Origin of the sequence: Streptomyces sp. NPDC048142 (assembly GCF_043202835.1) — a bacterium.
Lineage (GTDB): Bacteria > Actinomycetota > Actinomycetes > Streptomycetales > Streptomycetaceae > Streptomyces.
In genome coordinates, this window is record NZ_JBIDBC010000008.1 from 135,784 (window position 1) to 155,167 (window position 19,384).

A 19,384-nucleotide genomic window follows, 5' to 3' on the forward strand; every position below is an offset into this window, starting at 1 on the left:
GCGGAGGCGTCGGGCGGGCTCCTCGGACGTACGGAGGTGTCGGGCGGGCTCCCTCGACGCGTGGCACCTTCATGCGGAGGCCCGTGACAAGGAAGGACCTCGTGCGGAGGCCTGCGACAAGAAAGGACCTGGTGCGGGGGCTCGTGACAAGAAGGGGCCGGGTGCGGGGGCTCGTGACAAGAATGGGCCTCATGCGGGGGCTCCTTCGGACCTGCGGCGGAGCATCCAGAGGAAGAACGGGCCGCCGGTCAGCGCGGTGAGCACGCCGACCGGGATGTCCTGCGGGGCCGCGAGCGTCCGGGCGGCCAGGTCGGCGAGGACGAGGAACACCGCTCCGCCGAGGGCGACGACCGGGAGCAGCGCGCGGTGTGCGGCGCCGACGGCCATCCGGGCCATGTGCGGGACCATCAGCCCGACGAAGCCGATCGCCCCGCTGTACGCGACGAGCACCCCGGTCATGAGGGAGGCGAGGACGAAGACGGCGGCCCGGAAGCGGGCGGTGTCCAGGCCGAGGACGGTGGCGCCCTCCTCCCCCACCAGAAGCAGGTCGAGCGGGCGGGCCAGGGTGAGGAGTACGGCGGTGCCGATGACCAGGGTGACCGCGGGGAGCGCGAGCATGTCCCAGCGGGCCGCGCCGAGGCCGCCGAGGGTCCAGTAGAGGACTTCCTGGAGGTGGTCGGCGCGGGCGGAGGTGACCAGGATCAGGCTGGTCAGGGCGGAGAGGATGTAGGAGACGGCGACCCCGGCGAGGACGAGCCGGTTGGTGGTGAGGCCGCCTCCGCCGCGCGCCAGGGTGTAGACGAGCAGCAGCGAGAGCAGCGCGCCGGCGAAGGCGGCGGCGGGGATGGTGACGGTGGTGGCGAGGGTGGCGCCGATGCCGAGGACGATCACGAGGACCGCGCCGGTGGAGGCCCCGGAGGAGACGCCGAGGAGGAACGGGTCGGCGAGCTGGTTGCGTACGAGGGCCTGGAGGACGGTGCCGATGACGGCGAGTCCGGCGCCGACGACGATGCCGAGCAGCACGCGGGGCAGCCGGACGTCCAGGACGATCGTGCGGAAGGGGCTCGCCTCCGCCCGCCCGGTCAGGATGTCGAGGACCTGGCCGGGCGGGATGCGGACGGAGCCGAGGGCGAGGGCGGCGATCACGGCGGCGGCGAGGAGCGCGGCGAGGACGCCGAGCACCAGGGTGTAGCGGAGCAGCCGCCGCGGTGCGGGGGTACGGCAGCTCACGGGGTGGTGGCCGCCGGGTGGAGCTGGGCCGCGAGCTTCTCGACGGCGGCGGGGACGCGGACGCCGAGGACCGCGTCGGAGAGCGGCATGACCGCGAAGCGCTTGTTCTTGATGGCGGGGACGTCGGCGAGGGCCGGGTCGGTCAGGAGGCGCTTCTTCTTCTGTTCGACGGTGGTGGCGCCGTAGTCGTAGATCACGATGGCTTCGGGCCCCCGGGCGACGACGTTCTCCCAGGAGGCGTCACCGAAGGGCTTGTCGAGGTCGGCGAAGACGTTGGTGCCACCGGCCCGCTCGATCAGTTCGTTGCCGATGCCCTCGCCGCCCGCGGTGAAGGCGGTCTTGTCGCCGCTGTCGTAGACGAAGACGGAGACGGGCTTCAGGCCGGCGAGCTTCTTCGCGGTGGCGGCGTTGTCGGCCTTGGCCTGCTTGATCCAGGCCTCGGCGCGGTCGGCGACGCCGAAGGTGCGGCCGACCTCGCGGACCTCCTCGTAGAGGGTGTCCATGGGCTGGTCGCCCTCGGTGCAGCTCTCGGCGTTGAGCCGGGTCTCGATGCCGGACTTCTTGAACGCTTCGCGGCTGCGGCCGTCGCCGGCGGTGAAGGCGCTGCTGTAGCCGCCGTAGACGAAGTCGGGGTTGGTGGCGAGGACCTGCTCGTAGGAGGGGTACTCCTTGGCGATGACCGGGACGGAGGCGTAGTCCTTCGCGTACTTCGGCAGGACCTGGTCGTCGAGGTAGGCGGTGCCGACGAGGGACTTCGCCAGGCCCAGTTCCAGCATGATCTCGGTGACGTGCTGGTTCATGGTGACCACGCGCTTCGGCGGGGCCTGATACGTCGTGGTGACACCGCAGTTCTTGACGGTGTACGGGAATCCGTCGCTCTTCGCCGCGGCCTTGTCCCCGGTGGCGGCGTCGCCGTCCGGGGAGGAGCAGGCGGTGAGGGCGAGCGGGAGCAGCACGGCGGCGGCTATGAGCGCGGGGGTGCGCCGGGACATGGCGAGGCCTCTCCGGGGGATTTCCGCGTCCCCTGGTCGATGCGGAAAGGCGGCGGGCCAGTTCCTGGCTTCCGGGCCGCCCTCCGGTGCGATGTCGTCCGTTTGAGGAGTCGTCCGCGTGGGAGGGGGCCCGGTCACAGTGGCGGGACCGTGCCGGATTCGCACCGGCTTCCTGGTTCCTGCTGCCTTGATCGGGTCTGGGGGCAGTGTGCCAGACCCGTGCGGCGGCCCGGCGGTCCGCCCGGGGTTCAGTACGCCTCGACGACCCGCACGTCTTCCTCGGTGATCTCGCCGTCCACGATGCGGTACGAGCGGAACTGGAAAGGGCCCGCGCCGTCGGTGTCGGCGGTGGAGACGAGGACGTAGTGGGCGCCGGGTTCGTTGGCGTACGTGAGGTCGGTGCGGGAGGGGTAGGCCTCGGTCGCCGTGTGCGAGTGGTAGACGACCACGGGCTCCTCGTCGCGGTCGTCCATCTCGCGGTAGAGCTTGAGGAGGTCGGCGGAGTCGAACTCGTAGAACGTGGGCGAGCGGGCGGCGTTGAGCATGGGGATGAAGCGCTCGGGGCGGTCCGTCCCGGCCGGGCCCGCGACCACTCCGCACGCCTCGTCGGGGTGGTCGGCGCGGGAGTGGGCGACGATCTGGTCGTAGAGCGTCTGGGTGATGGTCAGCATGGCGCCAGGATATGCAAGGGGCCCCCGCGTACCGGTGGGTGGTACGCGGGGGCCCGCATGCTGGACGCCGTCGGCCGTTGGGGCGGCCGGGGGCGGTCCGGGGAGGAGGGCGGTCGTGGGGCCCGCCCTCGGGGTCAGTGGGTGCCGGAGGTGGTCTTCCGCGGGGTGCGCGCCTGGATCACCCGGTAGGAGACGAAGAGGAGGAGCGCCCACAGGGGTGCGCAGTAGAGCGAGATCCTGGCGTCCTCGTCGATCGCCATCATCACGATGACCATGCCGATGAACAGGAGCGCGAACCAGCTGGTGTACGGGGCTCCGGGGGCCTTGAACGAGGACTGCGGGAGCAGGCCCGCGTCGGCGAGGCGGCGGTAGCGGATCTGGCTGAGCAGGATCATGATCCAGGCCCACATGCCGGAGATGGTCGCGAAGGAGACGACGTAGGTGAACGCCTCGCCCGGCCACTGGTAGTTGATCCACACGCCGACGAGCATCAGGGCGGCGGAGAAGGTGGTGCCGAGGAGCGGCAGGCCGTTCTTCGTCAGCTTGGTGAAGGCGCGGGGGCCCTGGCCGTTGAGGGCGAGGTCCCGGAGCATACGGCCGGTGGAGTACATGCCGGAGTTGCAGGAGGAGAGCGCCGCGGTGAGGACGACGAAGTTGACGACGGCGGCGCCGACGCCGAAACCCATCTCCTCGAAGGCCTTCACGAACGGGGAGACGCCGGGCTTGAAGGTGGACCACGGCACGACGGAGAGGATCATGATCAGCGCGCCGACGTAGAACACGGCGATGCGCCACGGCACGGTGTTGATGGCCTTGGGCAGCACGGTCTCGGGGTCCTTGGACTCTCCGGCGGTGACGCCGACGAGTTCCACGGCGAGGAAGGCGAACATGACGATCTGGAGCGTCATGAGCGTGCCGGTGATGCCGTTGGGGAAGAAGCCGCCGTCGTTCCAGAGGTTGGAGACGCTCGCGGTGTCGCCGGCGTCGGAGAACCCGACGGTGAGGACGCCCGCGCAGATCAGGATCATGCCGATGATCGCGGTGACCTTGACCATGGAGAACCAGAACTCCAGCTCGCCGAAGAGCTTCACGGAGATCAGGTTGGCGCCGTACAGGATGAGGGTGAACACCAGGGCGGACAGCCACTGCGGAATGTTCCACCAGTACGTCATATAGGTGGCGGCGGCGGTGACTTCGGTGATGCCGGTGACGACCCAGAAGAGCCAGTAGGTCCAGCCGGTGACGAATCCGAAGAACGGTCCGAGGAATTCCCGGGCGTACTCCGAGAAGGAGCCGGAGACCGGGCGGTACATCAGGAGTTCGCCCAGTGCCCGCATGATGAAGAAGATGACCAGGCCCGCGATGACGTAGGCCAGGACGATGCTGGGTCCGGCCCGGTCGATGGCTTTGCCCGCGCCGAGGAAGAGCCCGGTGCCGATGGCTCCGCCGATGGCGATCATCTGAATCTGACGGGCTCCCAGACCGCGCTGGTATCCCCCGCCGTCGGCCCCGGCAGCCCCGTCGGCCCCGGCGTCGCCGCCGGGCCGGCCCTTGTCGACCTGTCCTTCGTCGACCTGCGCCGATGTCATGGTGGTGCGCCTTTCTCCACGCCGATCCGCGCCGTACAAGGCTGCGGATCAGGTCCTGATCCCCCCGGATATGGATGGAGTGCCACCGGCGTTCGGCCGGTCTGTGGCGCCCCCGGGGACAGGGGTGACGTCCCCGGGCGGTCGTGAAGATTTATCACGACCGCCAGGGGACACCGTGGGACATTCTGTGGCGCATACCACAGCGAAAGCGGGCAAGAGGTTTGATTCGGCAGAAAAGGGCTGAATCACTTGGGGGGATCGTTATGCGGATCTGAGCGTCCGTTGAGCGAACGGTCGTCCCCCGCCCCGGCACGGCGGGGGATGATCCGCGCCCTTGACGTTTACGGCATCAGCGTCTCGACGAGCGTTTCCTGGAGCGCGCCGAGCCAGAGGTAGGCCATCACCATGGGCTTGCGCGGATCGGAGTCGGGGAGCCGGTAGAGCGAGCCCTCCTCGCCCTCGTCCTCCTCGGACACCTCCAGCCGGGTGCCGATGGTCAGGCGCAGGTCGTTGAGGGAGCGGAGCCAGCTGCGGCACTCGTCGCCGGTGAGGGTGAGGACGGCGCCGCCGTCCCCGGCGGGCACGAGCGCGTCCAGGGTGCGGACGACGGTGAGGGCGTCCTCGCGCTTGCCGGAGCGCAGGTCGTTCTCGGTGAAGCGGCGGAACTCGGAGGACAGCTCGCGCAGCTCCTCCTGCGGCTTTCCGCCCTCGGCGGGCCGGTCGGGGCCGCCGTAGGCGTCGGGGAAGAGCCGGGCGAGCGCCGGGTCGGAGGGCGGCTTGCTGGGGCCTTCGGCGAAGAGGGCGGCGAGCGGGTCCTCGCCGTCGGCGGGCGTCTCGCCGGGGCCGATCAGTTCGAGCAGCTGGACGACGAGGGAGCGCAGGATGGAGATCTCGACCTCGTCGAGCGCGACGGCCGCGCCGCCGCCTGGGGTGGCCTCGAAATGGCCGGCCATGGATTCTCCGATGGTGGGTCGAACGGGGCGGGGGGTACGGCGGTGCGCGCAGGGCGCTAGTTGCGGTCCTGGGTGAGGGTGGCCCACAGCCCGTAACCGTGCATGGCCTGGACGTCGCGTTCCATCTCCTCGCGGCTGCCGCTGGAGACGACGGCGCGGCCCTTCTGGTGCACGTCCAGCATGAGCCTGTGGGCCTTGTCCTTCGGGTAACCGAAGTAGGCCTGGAAGACATAGGTCACATAGCTCATGAGATTGACCGGGTCATTGTGGACAAGCGTCACCCACGGGACGTCCGGCTCGGGGACCGCGAAGGTCTCCTCGGCCGAATCGGGACGTTCGATCTCTACGGGGGTAGCAACGCTCACCTGTCCCATGCTGCCACCAGGGCGGGTCCGGCGCACAAACGGACCCCACATCTCGTCACTCTGACGAATAGGGGGTAGCATCCCAGCCATGAACTCAGCGGACCTCGGGCGACGGGTCGGCGTTCCGTCGACCGCGCTCTTCACCGACCAGTACGAGCTGACCATGGTGCAGGCGGCCCTCAAGGCCGGCACCGCCGACCGGCACTCGGTCTTCGAGGCGTTCACCCGCCGGCTGCCCGAGGGGCGGCGTTACGGAGTCGTCGCGGGCACCGGGCGGGTGCTGGACGCCGTGGAGAACTTCCACTTCGACGACGAGATGATCGGCTTCCTGCGGCAGCGGAACATCGTCGACGAGCCCACCCTCGAATGGCTGGCCGGCTACCGCTTCAGCGGCGACATCTGGGGGTACCCGGAGGGCGAGGTCTACTTCCCCGGCTCCCCGATCCTGCGGGTGGAGGGGTCCTTCGCCCAGTGCGTGCTGCTGGAGACGGTGATCCTCTCGATCCTCAACCACGACTCGGCCATCGCCGCCGCCGCCTCGCGGATGTCGGCCGCCGCCGGGGGCCGCCGGCTGATCGAGATGGGCGCGCGCCGCACCCACGAGCTCTCCGCGGTCGCCTCGTCCCGCGCCGCGTACGTCGGCGGCTTCGACGCCACCTCCGACCTGGCGGCGGGCTTCCGCTGGGCGATCCCGACCGTCGGCACGAGCGCGCACGCCTTCACCCTGCTGCACGACACCGAGCGCGACGCGTTCCGGGCGCAGGTGGACTCGCTGGGCCGGGGCACGACGCTGCTGGTCGACACGTACGACGTGACCGAGGCGGTCCGGGCGGCGGTCGAGATCGCGGGCCCCGAGCTCGGCGCCGTACGGATCGACTCCGGGGACCTGCTGCTGGTCGCGCACCGGGTGCGGCAGCAGCTGGACGAGCTGGGGGCGACCGGCACCAAGATCGTGGTGACCTCGGACCTGGACGAGTACGCCATCGCCTCGCTGGCCGCCGCGCCGGTGGACGCGTACGGGGTCGGCACCCAGCTCGTCACCGGGAGCGGGCACCCCACCTGCTCGATGGTCTACAAGCTGGTCGCCCGCGCCGGCTCGGCGGAGCCGGACGCTCCGCTGGTACCGGTGGCCAAGAAGTCGCTCGGCGCGAAGTCGTCGAAGGGCGGTCGCAAGTGGGCCGCCCGCCGGACCGACGAGCACGGCATCGCCGAGGCCGAGGTGATCGGCACCGGACCGGCGCCCGCGGAGTCGGCCGGCCGGCCGCTGCTGGTGGAGCTGGTGCGGGGCGGCGAGGTGGTCGCCCGTGAGCCGCTGGAGGCGGCCCGGGAGCGGCATGTGGCCGCGCGCGCGGGGCTGCCGATGTCGGCGATCCAGCTGTCGCGCGGCGAGCCGGTGATCCCGACCGAGTACGCCTGAGAACGGCCCGGGGCGGCCCGCCGGGACCGCCCCGGCGGGCCGGACCGGCCGGGTCCACGACCGGGGGTTTCGCGGACGGGCTTGATTGTGGCGGTCCAGTGCCTAGGCTCGAACCCGCGGACCCATCCGGACACCCCGGCGCCCCGTCCCGCCGCCGCCCCGCCCCGCTCCCGCCCCGCTCAGGCTCCATCCGCTTCCACCCCCGCCCCCACACCCCCACCGAAGGACACCCGCCATGCACCGCGCATTGATCGTCGTGGACGTTCAGAACGACTTCTGCGAGGGCGGCAGCCTCGCGGTGGCGGGCGGCGCCGATGTCGCCGCCGCCATCACCGACCTGATCGGCGACGCCCGGCCCGGCTATCGCCATGTGGTGGCCACCCGCGACCACCACGTCGACCCGGGCGACCACTTCTCGCCCGACCCGGACTTCGAGCACTCCTGGCCGGTGCACTGCGTCGCCGGCACGGAGGGCGTCGGCTTCCACCCGAACTTCGCGCCCGCCGTCGCCTCCGGCGCGATCGACAGCGTGTTCGACAAGGGGGCGTACTCGGCCGCGTACAGCGGGTTCGAGGGCACCGACGAGAACGGGACCGGCCTCGCCCAGTGGCTGCGCGACCGTGAGGTCACCGAGGTCGACGTGGTCGGCATCGCCACCGACCACTGCGTGCGGGCCACCGCGCTGGACGCGGCCCGTGAGGGCTTCGTCACGCAGGTGCTGCTCGACCTGACCGCCGGCGTATCCGGGGCGACCACGGAACGGGCGCTGGCGGAGCTGCGTACGGCGGGCGTGAAGCTCTCCGGCACACCGGTCGTCGCGTAGGACCCTGTGCGCGGATCACGCCACGCCCCTCGCGCCTACGCGGCGGGGCGGGCCGGTCCGGCGTACCCGGCGGGACCCAGCAGGGCCCGGATCGGGTGCCACAGCTCCTGGCACAACTGGGGCGACTGGGGTGCGAGGCCGCCGGACGGACCGGCCGCTTCCGCCTGCGGGGCGGCCCGCCACAGCAGCCCGTCCGGATGGTGCAGCACCGCCGTGATCTCGTCCGGCGTGGGCGGCCGGTCGTTGCCGCGCAGATAGACCGCCCGCAGCCCCAGGTTGCGCAGCCTGGTCAGGGCGCGCGCCCGGTTCGCCGCGTGCACCAGCACCCGCACCGGGGCCCCGGGCCCCGTTCCCGCCGAGCCGCTGCGAGAACCTGTTCCGCCGGCCGGTCCGGTCAGGGTCAGGGCGACCACCACCGTGCCGTTCGGCAACCTGCAGAAACCTCCGCCTGCCATGCTCCGCGCTCCCCCGTGAGACGTCGTGTCAATAAGGATGTGAACAAGACGCACCTAAACACGATCGGCCGCCGCCCGCTAGGGGGCGACGGCCGATCATGGTTTGACCTGCGGTTTTACTTGATCAGCGACCCGAGGGGCTGACCAGCAGGGTCATCGTCCGACCGTTGCGCGGCTCGTGCAGGATGGAGATGCGGGTGTTCGTGTCAGAAACCTTGACACTGCCCGTGGGGTTCTCCTTGTACCAGTAGGTGCCCTTGCGGTCGTCGAAGACCGGCTTGCCCAGCGCGGGCCTGATCCGCAGCGGGACGTCCGCGTTGTGGAGCGTGAAGCCCTTGTTCGGGTACCAGCTGAACGGCGCGTCGAACGGCTGGATCTTGTTGCGCAGGAGCGAGCCGTCCTTCCACTTGAGCGGCTTGGCGTGCGCGTCGATCGGCAGGATCAGACCCTGGCCCGGGTGGGCGGAGGTGTTGTTGTCCTTCTGGGAGGTGTCCCAGAGCCAGATCAGCAGACCCGTCTGGTACGCGTAGTGCTCGACCCAGCTGGGGCGCGTGCCGGCGAAGCCGAAGTTGTACGGGCCGACCTTCAGGGTCTCGTCGTACGAGACGTACTGGCGGTTCTCCGCGATGTAGTACTGCGGGTAGTCCTGGGTGAAGGACTCGCCGACGCGCGAGAAGCCCTTGGCGGTCCAGCCGTTGGCGTCGCCCTCGGCGTTGTCCGAGAAGAGCGTGGCGCCATCGGCCGTGATGGTGATCTCGTCGGCCGTGAAGCCCTTGCCGCTCACGCCGCCGTCCGTCTGGTAGCGGAAGCGGAGGTCGATCTTCTTGCCCGCGTAGGCGTCCAGGGAGAAGGAGAGCTCCTTGTGGTCGCCCGAGACGTCGGTCAGGGCGGGCTTGTCACTGGCGTCGCGCGGAAGGGCCTTGCCGTCGGCGGTGCCGTCGAGCGCGGTCCAGCTGCTGCCGCCGTTGTCGGACACCTCGGTGTAGAGGTAGTCGTAGTCGGCCTCGATGTCGTACCAACCCGAAAGGTCCAGCGTGGCCTCGGACTTGCCGGTCAGGTCCACCGAGCGGGTCAGGGTGTTCGACAGGTCGTCGCCCATGTCGCTCCACCACTGCTTCGCACCCTCGGCGGGCTTGACGACGGTGGTGGTGACGGCCTTCTCCGGCAGCTCGACGACGAGCGCCTGCGGGTTCTTGGTGTTGTACTCCGAGACGCCCAGCTTGTGCAGCGAGGTCTTGCCGGCCTTGGCCGTGTCGTAGTCGAGCCAGCCCAGCTGGAGCTTGTCCCACGAGGTCATGTCGCCCGGCAGGTTGCCGATCTCGCCCTCGCCGGTGCCGAGCCAGGAGCCCGCCGACATCAGGGACCAGAAGCCGACCGAGTTCTCGCCGCCGCCGGAGGTGTCGTACAGGTCCGGCAGACCGAGGTCGTGGGCGTACTCGTGGGCGAAGACGCCCAGCCCGCCGTTCTCGGGCTGGACGGTGTAGTCGCCGACCCAGATGCCCGTGTCGCCGATCTGGGCGCCACCGGCCTTGTTGTCCGAGGGGCCGGTCGCACCGGCGTCGGTGCCGTACGCGTACCAGCGGTGCGCCCAGATGGCGTTGGTGCCCTCGGCGCCGCCGCCGGCCGACTCGTCCTCGCCGGCGTGGACCAGCTGGAAGTGGTCGATGTAGCCGTCGGGCTCGTTGAAGTTGCCGTCGCCGTCGAAGTCGTAGCGGTCCCACTGGTCGTACTCGGCCAGGTTCGCCTTGATCTCGGCGTCGGTGCGACCCTTGGCCTGCTGGTCGGCGACCCAGGCGTTCACGCCGTCGCGCACCGCGTCCCACACGTTGGCGCAGTTGGACTGGCCGCAGTAGTTGGAGCCGTAACGGGCCTCGTTGTAGGGGACCTTCACCCAGTCGGAGACCTCGCCCTCGACCGAGTAGCGGCCCGAGGAGGTCTTCTCGTAGTAGGTCTTGAGCGAGTGGACGCCCTTGCCCTCGCCGAAGTAGAGCTTCTGGAAGTGCTCCTGGTTGTAATCGGCCTTCCAGGCGGTGCTGTTGTCCTTCTCCGGGTCCGGCTCGGCGATCTCGTTGTGCGCCGGGCCGGGGGCGCCGCCGTACTTCTTCACCGGCGGCTTGGGGCCGTCGCCGTCCGGGTCGAACATCGTGGTGTCGTCGACCTTGTCGCCGAACTCCAGCAGGATGGTGAAGATCTTGTCGGTCTTCTCCCGGCCGAGCTCCACGTACTTCTTGTTGTCGAGCTTGACGACCTTGGAGCCGCCCCGGTTCGACACCTTCTTGTCCCCGGACAGCACCTCCTCCAGCGCGGCCTCGCGCTGGGCGGCCTGCCGTTCGCTGAAGGGGCCCTCCAGGTTGTGCTCCACATGCCCCTTGGCCGGCGCCGGGTCATGGCGGTCGACGGTGGAGACACCGGAACCTGATGTGTTGTCATGCGCCTGAGCGGTGGCGAAGGTCGACGCCGTCGCAGCGGTCGCAGCCATGGCCACGACAACAGCGGCGGTCCGAAGCGCCCGTCTCTGATTGGTCACTTGATGCAGTCCTCCCCGGGCGTCCGCGCAACGGCCAGGGGGGTATGAAGCGGGCCGCGCGCGTAAACGCGTCACAAGTGACGACATTCGATCGAAGTTATGGGAGAAAAGACAGACCTTGACTTGAACAGACCAAGTGCACTATGCGGAGCGTTCTTCCGGTATGCGGACGGTATGAGGAGGGCATGGGAACGGCAGAAGAACGTCGGTGATCCTGACCAGGCAGTCGACCCGCCTCAACGGGCGCGCCCCGCTGTCCGGCTGGTGAGAGACGTGACTCCGTGCGCCCCCTGTGCACCGGAACCGAGGGTGAGTCCACGCTTACCGCAGGTCCTCGTCGGGCATCCACCGTCGTAGGGTCGTTCGGGCCGTCACCCGTGCCGACCGCCCCGCCCATCCGACGTCCCGAGGACGGATACCGCCATGCCGCGTCCGACTGCCGCACAGTTCGCCTACGGTTCGGCCACCGTCGTCGTCACGACCCTGGCCCTGCTGCTGCTGTTCCGCACGGAGTCCGGCATCGGCGTGGCCGCCGTCGGCGCGGTCGCGCTGGCCCTCGGCCTCCTGGTGGCCGTACGCCTGCCGCTCCCCCGCCACCGTGCGGCGGAGGGGGCCGGGCAGCCGGCGACCGCCCACGCCGCCGCCCGAACGCACCACGCGCTGGAGGGCGTCGAGGCCCGGGAGCGGGTCCCGGCGGGCCGTTCGTCCGTGCGGGAGGACGAGCACTCGCTGCGCCGCTGAGCGGGCGTCGCCTTCGAGGACGGCCGTCCGCCGGCAGGTCCGCCGAGGGCCATCCCGCTCTTGCCGGCGGGTCCGGCGAGGCCCACCGGCAATGGAGGGCGGGTCTTAGCGAACGACCACCACGACCGTCTTCGCCGCCTTGTCCTGGAGCCCCTGCCGGTAGGGCTTGTCGGTGAACATCAGCACGATGTTGATCAGCCACCACAGGCACGGGCAGCACAGGAGCGCCGGGGCCCACAGCACGACGCCCCGCATCAGCGCGGCCCCGGTGTCGGGCACCCGCCCGTCGTTGAGCATCGCGACGCGCAGTTTCAGCAGCCGCTTGCCCACCGTGCGGCCGTCCTTGCTGGTGAAGTACGTGTCGTAGGCGACGTAGACCACCAGCCCGATGAGCGACCACAGCAGCTGGTGCCCGCTGTACCCGTTGGCGACCGCGTCGCCGAACCCGTCGTCACCGTCCCCGTTGACGTCGACCGCGCCGCCCCAGGGCAGCGAGATCAGATACAGCGGGATCGAGATGATGAGGAAGTCGATGAGCCGCGCCAGAATCCGCTTCCCCGGCTCGGCCAGCGGCGGCATCCCGGCCAGCGGATCGGGCGCGCCGGAGCCGCCACCGCTGCCGTACGGATCGTTCGGCGGGGGCGGAGGCGGCGGCGGGGGCGGCGCACTGCCGTACGGCTGACCCTCGGACGGCGGCGAGGGCTCCTGCGGCTTCTTGAGGAACGGATCGTCGTCCTCGGGCGGCTGGCCGGGCGTCGGCTGGTCGTTGCTCATGGGGGCAGTGCATCCCGCACCACCGGGGCCTGCAACGGCTCAGGTGCGTTCGGGGGACACAGGGCGGCATACGCGTCCGAACGGGCCTGCCGCCGCTCGCCCGGCCCCGCGTTCCGACCGCCCGACAGACCCTTCTCGGCCGACGCCCACTCGGCCGACGCCCGCCCGGCAGCCGCTCGGCCGACAGCCCACTCAGCCGGCGACGAAGGTGCGGGCGGCCTTGTCGTGCCAGCACTGGCGCCAGGGACGGTCGAACAGGCACCACAGGACGTTGACCACGCCGATGACGAGCAGCCCCAGCACGCCGTAGACGAGCCAGCGGCGCAGGGCCGCGCCCAGGGTGGGCGCGTCGTGGGACTCGATGTCCCGTACGTCGAGCCCGCAGAGCTTCTTGCCCAGCGTCCGGCCCCACTTGGCCGTCGGCAGTGCCTCCAGGAGGAAGCCGAGGAGGAGGAACGCGGCGAGCAGGGCCCCCAGCAGCGCCCCGGTGGTGGAGTCCAGCAGCCAGACGGTGACCGTCTCCCCCGTCTCCTTCGCCGCGGTGATCTTCCGGTCGATGTGGTCGAGCGCCCGGGTGGCGAGCGGAACCGCCGCCGCCCCGACGGCCGCGCCGAGCACGAGGTTGTCGACCAGCCGGGCCGCGAACCGTTTGCCGAGCCCGGCGGGCCGGGCCGAGGCCTGGTTGCGGGCGAGCTGCTGGAAGGGGTCGTCGACCGGCGGCTTCCAGGGCACGACAGGCTGGTCCGCCCCCTGTCCGGGCCCCTGGTGCTGCTGGTGCGGCGGCTGCTGGTGCTGGTGTTGTTGCTGCTGCGGTTCGGGCTGGGCCAGTTGGTGGACCTGCTGCGCCCAGGAGGCCGGGGCGGCGGGGGCCTGGACCGGCCCCTGCCGCACATCCTGCGGGGCGGGAGCCGGGGCGGGAGCCGGGGCGGGGGTAGTCGGCGGCTGCGCCTGCTGTGCATGCAGTGACTGTTGCGGCTGCGGTGACTGCTGCGGCTGTTGCGGCTGCGGTGACTGCTGGGCATGCTGCGGCTGCTGGGTGTGCTGTGACAGTTGGGCTTGCTGTGGCGGGCGTGGCTGCTGCGCTTGCTGTGCCTGGCGCGGCGGCTGCGCCTGCTGTGCATGCGGTGACTGCTGCGGTTGCTGTGCCTGCGCCGGAAGGGCACGCGGCTCCGGAGCCGGCGCGAGGCTGTTCTGCGCCACGCCCGGGTTCTGCGGCACCCCCACGCTCTGCGGCCCCCGCGGCGTACCGGAGTTCGGCGGTGCCGGGTGGGGCGGTACGGCGTGCGGCGCCGGGGCGCTCTCCCGTACCGCCTTCGGCTGTGGCCCCGCCGCGCGGATCGTGACCGTCCCGTCCGTCGGCGGACGCGCCCCGGCCTCCTCGGCGGGCAGGCCGCCGCCCTCCCGCATCCCCGGGAGCGCGCCCCCGGTCGGGCCCTGGGCCAGGGGCGCCCTCGGGTCGGCCGGCGGCGACGGGCGGCCGGCGGGCTCCTGCGCCGGGCCGCCCCAGTCGACCCGGCGGTCCCGTTCGCCGCCGAAACCGTTCTGGCGTGCGGTGTCCGCCTGCCAGACGGACGCGGCGTCCGCAGCGTCCGCGACGGGTTCGCCCGGGGCTCCCGGCCCGGCCTGGAGTCCGTCCTCCTCCTCGTCGAAGAAGATCGGCCCGGTCTCCTCCACGGGCGCGGTCCGCCCACCGGCGGCAGACGCGGCGGCCGGGTCCGCCTGCCGGGGCGCGGGGCGGCTCGTGCCGGGGACCCAGGACGCGCCGTTCCAGTACCGGACGTAGCCGGGGATGGAGGGGTCGGGGTAGTAGCCCTCGCGGGGGCTTTCGTCACCGGGTGCCGGAGTTGGCGCGCTCATCAGCGGGTCCCGTATCTCTTCGAGGCCTCAGGCCGTCCCCGTGGTGCGGGCGGACGGCCTCAATACAAGGGTCCACATCTATCAGACAGCCGCCCGCCCCCGGGCCGGTCCATCTGTTTGGGACCACTTTCGGGACGGACCGAAGTTTTTTTGAGAAGTCGCGTAATAGGTGGCGGGGAGGGCGCTCTCTCCTTGTGCGGGACGGTCACCGGGCCGGCCCACGAGCACCGGAAGGTTGTGCATTCTCATGATGAGCATCGTGGAACGTGAGCTGGAGCTGCGGCTCGTCCTGTCCCCCGAGCGGTCCATCCCGGTGCCCGCCCGGCTGACGTATCGCACGGACGATCCGTACGCCGTCCACATCGCCTTCCATATCGGCTCCGAGTCGCCCGTGCACTGGACGTTCGCCCGGGAGCTGCTGGTGGAGGGCGTGTTCCGGCCGTGCGGGCACGGGGACGTACGGATCTGGCCGACGAAGGTCGCGGGCCGCAGCGTCATCTGCGTGGCCCTCACCTCCCCCGACGGCAACGCCCTGCTGGAAGTGCCGTCGGCGACCGTGGCCGCCTGGGTGGAACGGACGCTGCGGGTGGTGCCGCCGGGCACCGAGAGCGAGCGGCTCGGCCTCGACGAGGCGCTGGCGGATCTGCTGGCCCCGCTGCCGGCCGACGACCTGTGGCTGAGCGACCCGTGGGCGGCGGACGAGTCGCCGTCCCAGGACGGTGAGGTGTGAGAGGGGCCGGACAGGAGGGCCGTCAGAAGAGTTTGCCGGGGTTGAGGAGGCCGAGCGGGTCGAAGGCGGCCTTGATGCCGCGCTGCAGTTCGATGCCGGTCTCGCCCAGTTCGCGGGCCAGCCACTCCTTCTTGAGTACTCCGACGCCGTGTTCGCCGGTGATGGTTCCGCCGAGTTCCAGGCCGAGCGCCATGATCGCGTCGAAGGACTCGCGGGCCCGGCGGGACTCGTCGGGGTCGTGGTGGTCGAAGCAGACGACGGGGTGGGTGTTGCCGTCGCCCGCGTGGGCGCAGACGCCGATGGTGAGGCCGTACTCCTCGGCGATGGCCGCCGTGCCCGCGAACAGATCGCCGAGCCGGGAGCGCGGTACGCAGACGTCGTCGATCATCGTGGCGGGTTTGACGGTCTCCAGCGCGGTGAGGGACATCCGGCGGGCCTGGAGGAGGAGTTCGGACTCGGCGGCGTTGTCCGCGGGGACCACTTCGGTTGCCCCGGCGGCGGTGCACAGCGCTCCCACGGCGGCGAGGTCGGCCGACGGGTCGGGGGTGTCGAAGGCGCAGAGCAGCAGGGCCTCGGTGGTCTCGGGCAGGCCCATGGAGGCCAGCGCGTTGACGGCACGCACGGTCGTACGGTCCATCAGTTCGAGGAGTGACGGGGTGTGACCGCGCTCCATGATCCGGCACACAGCGTCACAGGCGGCGGCGGCCGAGGGGAACTCGGCGGCGAGGACGAGCTGCTGGGGCGGCTGCGGTCTGAGCGCGAGGACGGCCTTGACGACGATCCCGAGGCTGCCCTCGGAGCCGACGAAGAGCCGGGTCAGGTCATAGCCGGCGACGCCCTTGGCGGTGCGGCGGCCGGTGGTCAGGAGCCGTCCGTCGGCGAGGACGACGTCCAGACCGAGGACGTACTCGGCGGTGACCCCGTACTTCACGCAGCACAGGCCGCCGGACGCGGTGCCGATGTTGCCGCCGATGGTGCACGTCTCCCAGCTGGAGGGGTCCGGCGGGTAGTACAGACCGTGTTCGTTCACCGCGCGTGAGAGCACAGCGTTGACGACGCCCGGTTCGACGACGGCGATCCGGTCGACCGGGCTGATCTCCAGGATCCGGTCCATCTTCACCAGGGACAGCACGATGCAGCCGTCCGAGGCGTTGGCCGCGCCGGACAGGCCGGTGCGGGCGCCCTGCGGGACGACCGGGACGCGCAGCGCGGTGGCGGTGCGCATGACGTGCTGGACCTGCTCGACCGTGCGCGGGAGCACGACGACGGCCGGGGTGCCGGCCGCGCAGAAGCCCGCCATGTCGTGGGCGTAGGACGCGGTGACGTCCGGATCGGTGATCAACGTCCCGGGGGGCAGTCCCGCGCGCAGCCGTTCGAGGAGATCGCTCATGATCCAAGCGTGACACCCAGGGCCAAAGGTGTGAACCCGTGGGCGGCGGCGATCCCAAGGCGCGGTGTGCTCGTATGACTGACGCACAGTGATGGTCATGGATGTCATGCCGCAGCAGGATCCGGAGTCCCGCCGGCCGCCCGTGCCGCCCCCGCAGGACCCGTACGTGATGCCCGCCGAAGGCGCCACCGCCCTGCCCCCGCCGCCCCTCACCCTGCGGACGACGCTGCGCAGGGCCGCGTTCGGCGCGGTCGCCGCCGGGGTGCTGCTGGCCGGGGCGCTGGTGGCGGTGCAGAACGGGGAGGGCGACGGGCCGAAGGAGCCGGGGCCGGTCGAGCGGGCCGAGGCGGCGGCCGCCGCGGGCTCCCCCGCCTCGCTCTCGGACCTCACCGCGCTGATCGGGGACCGGCAGAAGTGGGTGGAGTCCCATCCCTCCGACGCCCCGTCCCTGGCGACGCTCGGCACGGCGTACGTGGAGTGGGCGCGGCGTTCGGCGGACACGGCGTACTACGCCCGCGCCGAACAGGCCCTGAAGCGTTCGCTGGACGCGCGGCCGGGCGAGCGCGGGAACGGGCAGGCCCGGGTGGGCCTGGCGGCCCTGGCCAACGCCCGGCACGACTACCTCGCGGCGAAGCGGTGGGGCGAGAGCGTGCAGAAACAGCAGCCGAAGACCTGGAGCGTGTATCCGGTACTCATCGACGCGTACACCGGGCTCGGTGACCGGAAGGCGGCGACCGCGGCGACGGAGAAGTTCGGCGAGCTGCGCAAGGGCGTTCCGGCGCTGGCCCGCACCGCCGAGCTGTACCGGAACCAGGGCTGGCGCGAGGACGCGCTGGCCACCGCCCGGGAGGCGGCCGACCGGGCGACGCGGCCCGCCGAGAAGGCGCAGGCGCTGCACCGTCTCGGCGAGCTGGCCTGGGAGCGGGGCGAACCGGAGGAGGCGGTGGCGCAGTTCGACGCGGCGCTGCGCACGGACGCCGGCCATCACGCCTCGCTGGCGGGCCGGGCCCGCGCCCTGGTGGCGCTGGAGCGCACCGACGAGGCGCTGGCCGCGTACCAGAGCGCGCTGGAGAAGCTCCCGCGCCCCCGGTACGCCCTGGAGCTGGGCGAGCTGTACGAGTCGCTGGGGCTGGACGGGGACGCCCGCACGCAGTACGCGAAGCTGCGGGAGATGGTGGCCGCGGCGGAGCGGGCCGGGGCCGACGAGTCCCTGCTGCTGGCCCGCTTCGAGGCCGACCACGGGGACCCGGACGAGGCGGTGGAGCTGCTGCGCGGCCAGTGGGCGAAGCAGCACCGCAGTGCGGCGGTGGCGGACGCGCTGGGCTGGGCGCTGCACCGGGCGGGCAAGTCGCGGGAGGGGCTGGGGTACGCGGAACGGGCCGTCGGCACGGGCGTGCGGAACGCCTCGTACGCGTACCACCTGGGCGTGATCCAGCGGAAGGTGGCGGAGTACGGTCCGGCCCGCCGCCATCTGGAGGAGGCCCTGCGCACCAACCCGGCGTTCTCGCCGCTCGCCGCGCCGCTGGCGAAGCAGGCCCTGGCGGCGCTCGGCGACCCGCCGCCGGGCGGCCCCGGCGGCTGACAGCCGCCGCTGTGCGGAGCGTGGGCCGCCGCGGTCCGGGGTACTGCCCCGGACCGCGGCGGCGTTCTGCGGGGAGCCGCAGGTCAGGATGGCCGGCTCAGAGGTTGCCGCGCTTCTCCTGCTCGCGCTCGATCGCCTCGAACAGGGCCTTGAAGTTGCCCTTGCCGAAGCCCATGGAGCCGTGGCGCTCGATCATCTCGAAGAAGACGGTCGGCCGGTCCTGGACCGGCTTGGTGAAGATCTGCAGCAGGTAGCCGTCCTCGTCGCGGTCGACGAGGATCTTCAGCTCGCGCAGGGTCTCCACGGGCACCCGGGTCTCGCCCGCCCACTCGCCGAGCGTGTCGTAGTACGAGTCGGGCACGTCCAGGAACCGGACACCCGCGGCCCGCATGGTGCGCACCGTCGAGACGATGTCGTTGGTGGCGAGCGCCAGGTGCTGGACGCCGGGGCCGCCGTAGAACTCCAGGTACTCGTCGATCTGCGACTTCTTCTTCGCGATGGCCGGTTCGTTGATCGGGAACTTCACCTTCTTGGTGCCGTCGGCCACGACCTTGGACATCAGGGCGGAGTACTCGGTGGCGATGTCGTCGCCCACGAACTCCTTCATGTTGGTGAAGCCCATGACCTTGTTGTAGAAGGCGCACCACTCGTCCATCTTGCCGAGCTCGACGTTGCCGACGCAGTGGTCGATGGCCTGGAAGGTGCGCCTGGCGGGCGGCTCGACCATCGGGGCGGCGGCGACGTAGCCGGGGAGGTAGGGGCCGTCGTAGCCGGAGCGCTCCACCAGGGTGTGACGGGTCTCGCCGTACGTGGCGATGGCGGCGAGGACGACGGTGCCGTGCTCGTCCTTGACCTCGTGCGGCTCGGTGATGCCGCGCGCGCCGTGCTCGACGGCGTACGCGTAGGCCGCGCGGGCGTCCGGGACCTCGATCGCGAGGTCGATGACCCCGTCGCCGTGCGCGGCGACGTGGTCGGTGAGGAAGGTGCCCCACTCGGTGGACACCTTGACCACGGAGGTGAGGACGAAGCGGGCGGAGCCGTTGGTCAGGACGTAACTCGCGGTCTCACGGGTGCCGTTCTCCGGTCCGGAGTAGGCCACGACTTTCATGCCGAAGGCGGTCGAGTAGTAGTGCGCGGCCTGCTTGGCGTTGCCCACGGCGAAGACGACCGCGTCCATTCCCTTGACCGGGAAGGGGTCGGCCTGCCGGACGGTTTCGGGGCTGGTGTGCAGAGTCTCAGTCATGTTCGAAGGCTCTCCCCACATCGCAAGGTGCGCAATAGTTCGTAC

At 71.3% G+C, this 19,384-nt stretch carries 17 protein-coding genes and 1 riboswitch; of the genes, 5 read left to right on the forward strand and 12 right to left on the reverse strand.

The window, feature by feature from the left end:
• Positions 1 to 189: 189 nt before the first annotated feature.
• The 6 genes from ACGF2Y_RS13405 to clpS form a co-directional block, all read right to left on the reverse strand.
• Complete coding sequence (locus tag ACGF2Y_RS13405) at positions 190 to 1,230, reverse strand: FecCD family ABC transporter permease (protein ID WP_392946001.1); 1,041 nt, start codon at positions 1,228 to 1,230, stop codon at positions 190 to 192.
• Positions 1,227 to 2,222: an ABC transporter substrate-binding protein gene (locus tag ACGF2Y_RS13410; RefSeq protein ID WP_392946003.1), complete on the reverse strand. Its 996-nt coding sequence runs from the start codon at positions 2,220 to 2,222 to the stop codon at positions 1,227 to 1,229. Before ACGF2Y_RS13410 ends, ACGF2Y_RS13405 begins: the two co-directional genes overlap by 4 nt.
• Before the next feature lie 58 nt (positions 2,223 to 2,280).
• Positions 2,281 to 2,400: riboswitch (cobalamin riboswitch) on the reverse strand.
• Between the two features lie 70 nt (positions 2,401 to 2,470).
• On the reverse strand, positions 2,471 to 2,893 hold the full coding sequence (locus tag ACGF2Y_RS13415) for a Mov34/MPN/PAD-1 family protein (RefSeq protein WP_392946005.1): 423 nt from the start codon (positions 2,891 to 2,893) through the stop codon (positions 2,471 to 2,473).
• Between the two features lie 134 nt (positions 2,894 to 3,027).
• Positions 3,028 to 4,482, reverse strand: a complete 1,455-nt coding sequence (locus ACGF2Y_RS13420; RefSeq protein WP_392946007.1) for an amino acid permease — start codon at positions 4,480 to 4,482, stop codon at positions 3,028 to 3,030.
• Between the two features lie 341 nt (positions 4,483 to 4,823).
• Positions 4,824 to 5,435 (reverse strand): DUF2017 domain-containing protein, encoded by a 612-nt coding sequence (locus tag ACGF2Y_RS13425; RefSeq protein WP_392946009.1) that lies wholly within the window; start codon positions 5,433 to 5,435, stop codon positions 4,824 to 4,826.
• Positions 5,436 to 5,491: 56 nt separating this feature from the next.
• Complete coding sequence (gene clpS / locus ACGF2Y_RS13430) at positions 5,492 to 5,809, reverse strand: ATP-dependent Clp protease adapter ClpS (protein ID WP_311119745.1); 318 nt, start codon at positions 5,807 to 5,809, stop codon at positions 5,492 to 5,494.
• A gap of 79 nt (positions 5,810 to 5,888) precedes the next feature.
• Here clpS and ACGF2Y_RS13435 point away from each other — a divergent pair, with 79 nt between their 5' ends.
• Both ACGF2Y_RS13435 and ACGF2Y_RS13440 read left to right on the forward strand, forming a co-directional pair.
• Positions 5,889 to 7,217 (forward strand): nicotinate phosphoribosyltransferase, encoded by a 1,329-nt coding sequence (locus ACGF2Y_RS13435; protein WP_392946012.1) that lies wholly within the window; start codon positions 5,889 to 5,891, stop codon positions 7,215 to 7,217.
• A gap of 235 nt (positions 7,218 to 7,452) precedes the next feature.
• A complete protein-coding gene (locus ACGF2Y_RS13440) occupies positions 7,453 to 8,040 on the forward strand; it encodes an isochorismatase family protein (RefSeq protein WP_392946014.1) in 588 nt (195 codons plus the stop codon).
• A 35-nt stretch (positions 8,041 to 8,075) separates the two neighbouring features.
• On the opposite strand, the gene ACGF2Y_RS13445 is transcribed toward ACGF2Y_RS13440, so the two are convergent.
• The gene (locus ACGF2Y_RS13445; protein WP_392946016.1) at positions 8,076 to 8,495 is read right to left on the reverse strand and encodes a hypothetical protein; all 420 of its coding nucleotides are present in this window, start codon (positions 8,493 to 8,495) and stop codon (positions 8,076 to 8,078) included.
• A 124-nt stretch (positions 8,496 to 8,619) separates the two neighbouring features.
• Positions 8,620 to 11,022, reverse strand: a complete 2,403-nt coding sequence (locus ACGF2Y_RS13450; RefSeq protein ID WP_392946018.1) for an immune inhibitor A domain-containing protein — start codon at positions 11,020 to 11,022, stop codon at positions 8,620 to 8,622.
• A 423-nt stretch (positions 11,023 to 11,445) separates the two neighbouring features.
• Between ACGF2Y_RS13450 and ACGF2Y_RS13455 the strand changes: the two genes are divergently transcribed.
• Positions 11,446 to 11,763 carry a hypothetical protein gene (locus tag ACGF2Y_RS13455; protein WP_392946020.1) on the forward strand — a complete coding sequence of 106 codons (318 nt, stop codon included), beginning with the start codon at positions 11,446 to 11,448 and terminating at the stop codon, positions 11,761 to 11,763.
• 105 nt (positions 11,764 to 11,868) lie between these two features.
• Here the strand turns inward: ACGF2Y_RS13455 and ACGF2Y_RS13460 are convergent, their stop codons facing one another.
• Together ACGF2Y_RS13460 and ACGF2Y_RS13465 are read right to left on the reverse strand one after the other, a co-directional pair.
• A complete protein-coding gene (locus ACGF2Y_RS13460) occupies positions 11,869 to 12,537 on the reverse strand; it encodes an RDD family protein (protein ID WP_392946022.1) in 669 nt (222 codons plus the stop codon).
• Positions 12,538 to 12,729: 192 nt separating this feature from the next.
• Positions 12,730 to 14,394, reverse strand: a complete 1,665-nt coding sequence (locus ACGF2Y_RS13465; protein ID WP_392946024.1) for an RDD family protein — start codon at positions 14,392 to 14,394, stop codon at positions 12,730 to 12,732.
• A 247-nt stretch (positions 14,395 to 14,641) separates the two neighbouring features.
• On the opposite strand from ACGF2Y_RS13465, the gene ACGF2Y_RS13470 reads away from it, so the two are divergent.
• Entirely contained in the window at positions 14,642 to 15,124 is a 483-nt protein-coding gene (locus ACGF2Y_RS13470; RefSeq protein WP_392946026.1) for an SsgA family sporulation/cell division regulator, read from the forward strand.
• A gap of 22 nt (positions 15,125 to 15,146) precedes the next feature.
• On the opposite strand, the gene ACGF2Y_RS13475 is transcribed toward ACGF2Y_RS13470, so the two are convergent.
• The gene (locus ACGF2Y_RS13475) at positions 15,147 to 16,514 is read right to left on the reverse strand and encodes an FAD-binding oxidoreductase (protein WP_392946028.1); all 1,368 of its coding nucleotides are present in this window, start codon (positions 16,512 to 16,514) and stop codon (positions 15,147 to 15,149) included.
• Positions 16,515 to 16,611: 97 nt separating this feature from the next.
• On the opposite strand from ACGF2Y_RS13475, the gene ACGF2Y_RS13480 reads away from it, so the two are divergent.
• Entirely contained in the window at positions 16,612 to 18,096 is a 1,485-nt protein-coding gene (locus ACGF2Y_RS13480) for a tetratricopeptide repeat protein (RefSeq protein ID WP_392946030.1), read from the forward strand.
• Positions 18,097 to 18,193: 97 nt separating this feature from the next.
• On the opposite strand, the gene hppD is transcribed toward ACGF2Y_RS13480, so the two are convergent.
• Entirely contained in the window at positions 18,194 to 19,339 is a 1,146-nt protein-coding gene (gene hppD / locus ACGF2Y_RS13485; RefSeq protein WP_392946032.1) for a 4-hydroxyphenylpyruvate dioxygenase, read from the reverse strand.
• Positions 19,340 to 19,384: the final 45 nt, after the last annotated feature.

What these genes read in the sequence shown, in the direction of transcription:
- ACGF2Y_RS13410 (WP_392946003.1), bottom strand. Translation starts at nt 2,222, where the DNA reads ATGTCCCGGCGCACCCCCGCGCTCATAGCCGCCGCCGTGCTGCTCCCG.
- ACGF2Y_RS13415 (WP_392946005.1), bottom strand. Translation starts at nt 2,893, where the DNA reads ATGCTGACCATCACCCAGACGCTCTACGACCAGATCGTCGCCCACTCC.
- ACGF2Y_RS13420 (WP_392946007.1), bottom strand. Translation starts at nt 4,482, where the DNA reads ATGACATCGGCGCAGGTCGACGAAGGACAGGTCGACAAGGGCCGGCCC.
- ACGF2Y_RS13425 (WP_392946009.1), bottom strand. Translation starts at nt 5,435, where the DNA reads ATGGCCGGCCATTTCGAGGCCACCCCAGGCGGCGGCGCGGCCGTCGCG.
- clpS (WP_311119745.1), bottom strand. Translation starts at nt 5,809, where the DNA reads ATGGGACAGGTGAGCGTTGCTACCCCCGTAGAGATCGAACGTCCCGAT.
- ACGF2Y_RS13435 (WP_392946012.1), top strand. Translation starts at nt 5,889, where the DNA reads ATGAACTCAGCGGACCTCGGGCGACGGGTCGGCGTTCCGTCGACCGCG.
- ACGF2Y_RS13440 (WP_392946014.1), top strand. Translation starts at nt 7,453, where the DNA reads ATGCACCGCGCATTGATCGTCGTGGACGTTCAGAACGACTTCTGCGAG.
- ACGF2Y_RS13445 (WP_392946016.1), bottom strand. Translation starts at nt 8,495, where the DNA reads ATGGCAGGCGGAGGTTTCTGCAGGTTGCCGAACGGCACGGTGGTGGTC.
- ACGF2Y_RS13455 (WP_392946020.1), top strand. Translation starts at nt 11,446, where the DNA reads ATGCCGCGTCCGACTGCCGCACAGTTCGCCTACGGTTCGGCCACCGTC.
- ACGF2Y_RS13460 (WP_392946022.1), bottom strand. Translation starts at nt 12,537, where the DNA reads ATGAGCAACGACCAGCCGACGCCCGGCCAGCCGCCCGAGGACGACGAT.
- ACGF2Y_RS13465 (WP_392946024.1), bottom strand. Translation starts at nt 14,394, where the DNA reads ATGAGCGCGCCAACTCCGGCACCCGGTGACGAAAGCCCCCGCGAGGGC.
- ACGF2Y_RS13470 (WP_392946026.1), top strand. Translation starts at nt 14,642, where the DNA reads ATGATGAGCATCGTGGAACGTGAGCTGGAGCTGCGGCTCGTCCTGTCC.
- ACGF2Y_RS13475 (WP_392946028.1), bottom strand. Translation starts at nt 16,514, where the DNA reads ATGAGCGATCTCCTCGAACGGCTGCGCGCGGGACTGCCCCCCGGGACG.
- ACGF2Y_RS13480 (WP_392946030.1), top strand. Translation starts at nt 16,612, where the DNA reads ATGGATGTCATGCCGCAGCAGGATCCGGAGTCCCGCCGGCCGCCCGTG.
- hppD (WP_392946032.1), bottom strand. Translation starts at nt 19,339, where the DNA reads ATGACTGAGACTCTGCACACCAGCCCCGAAACCGTCCGGCAGGCCGAC.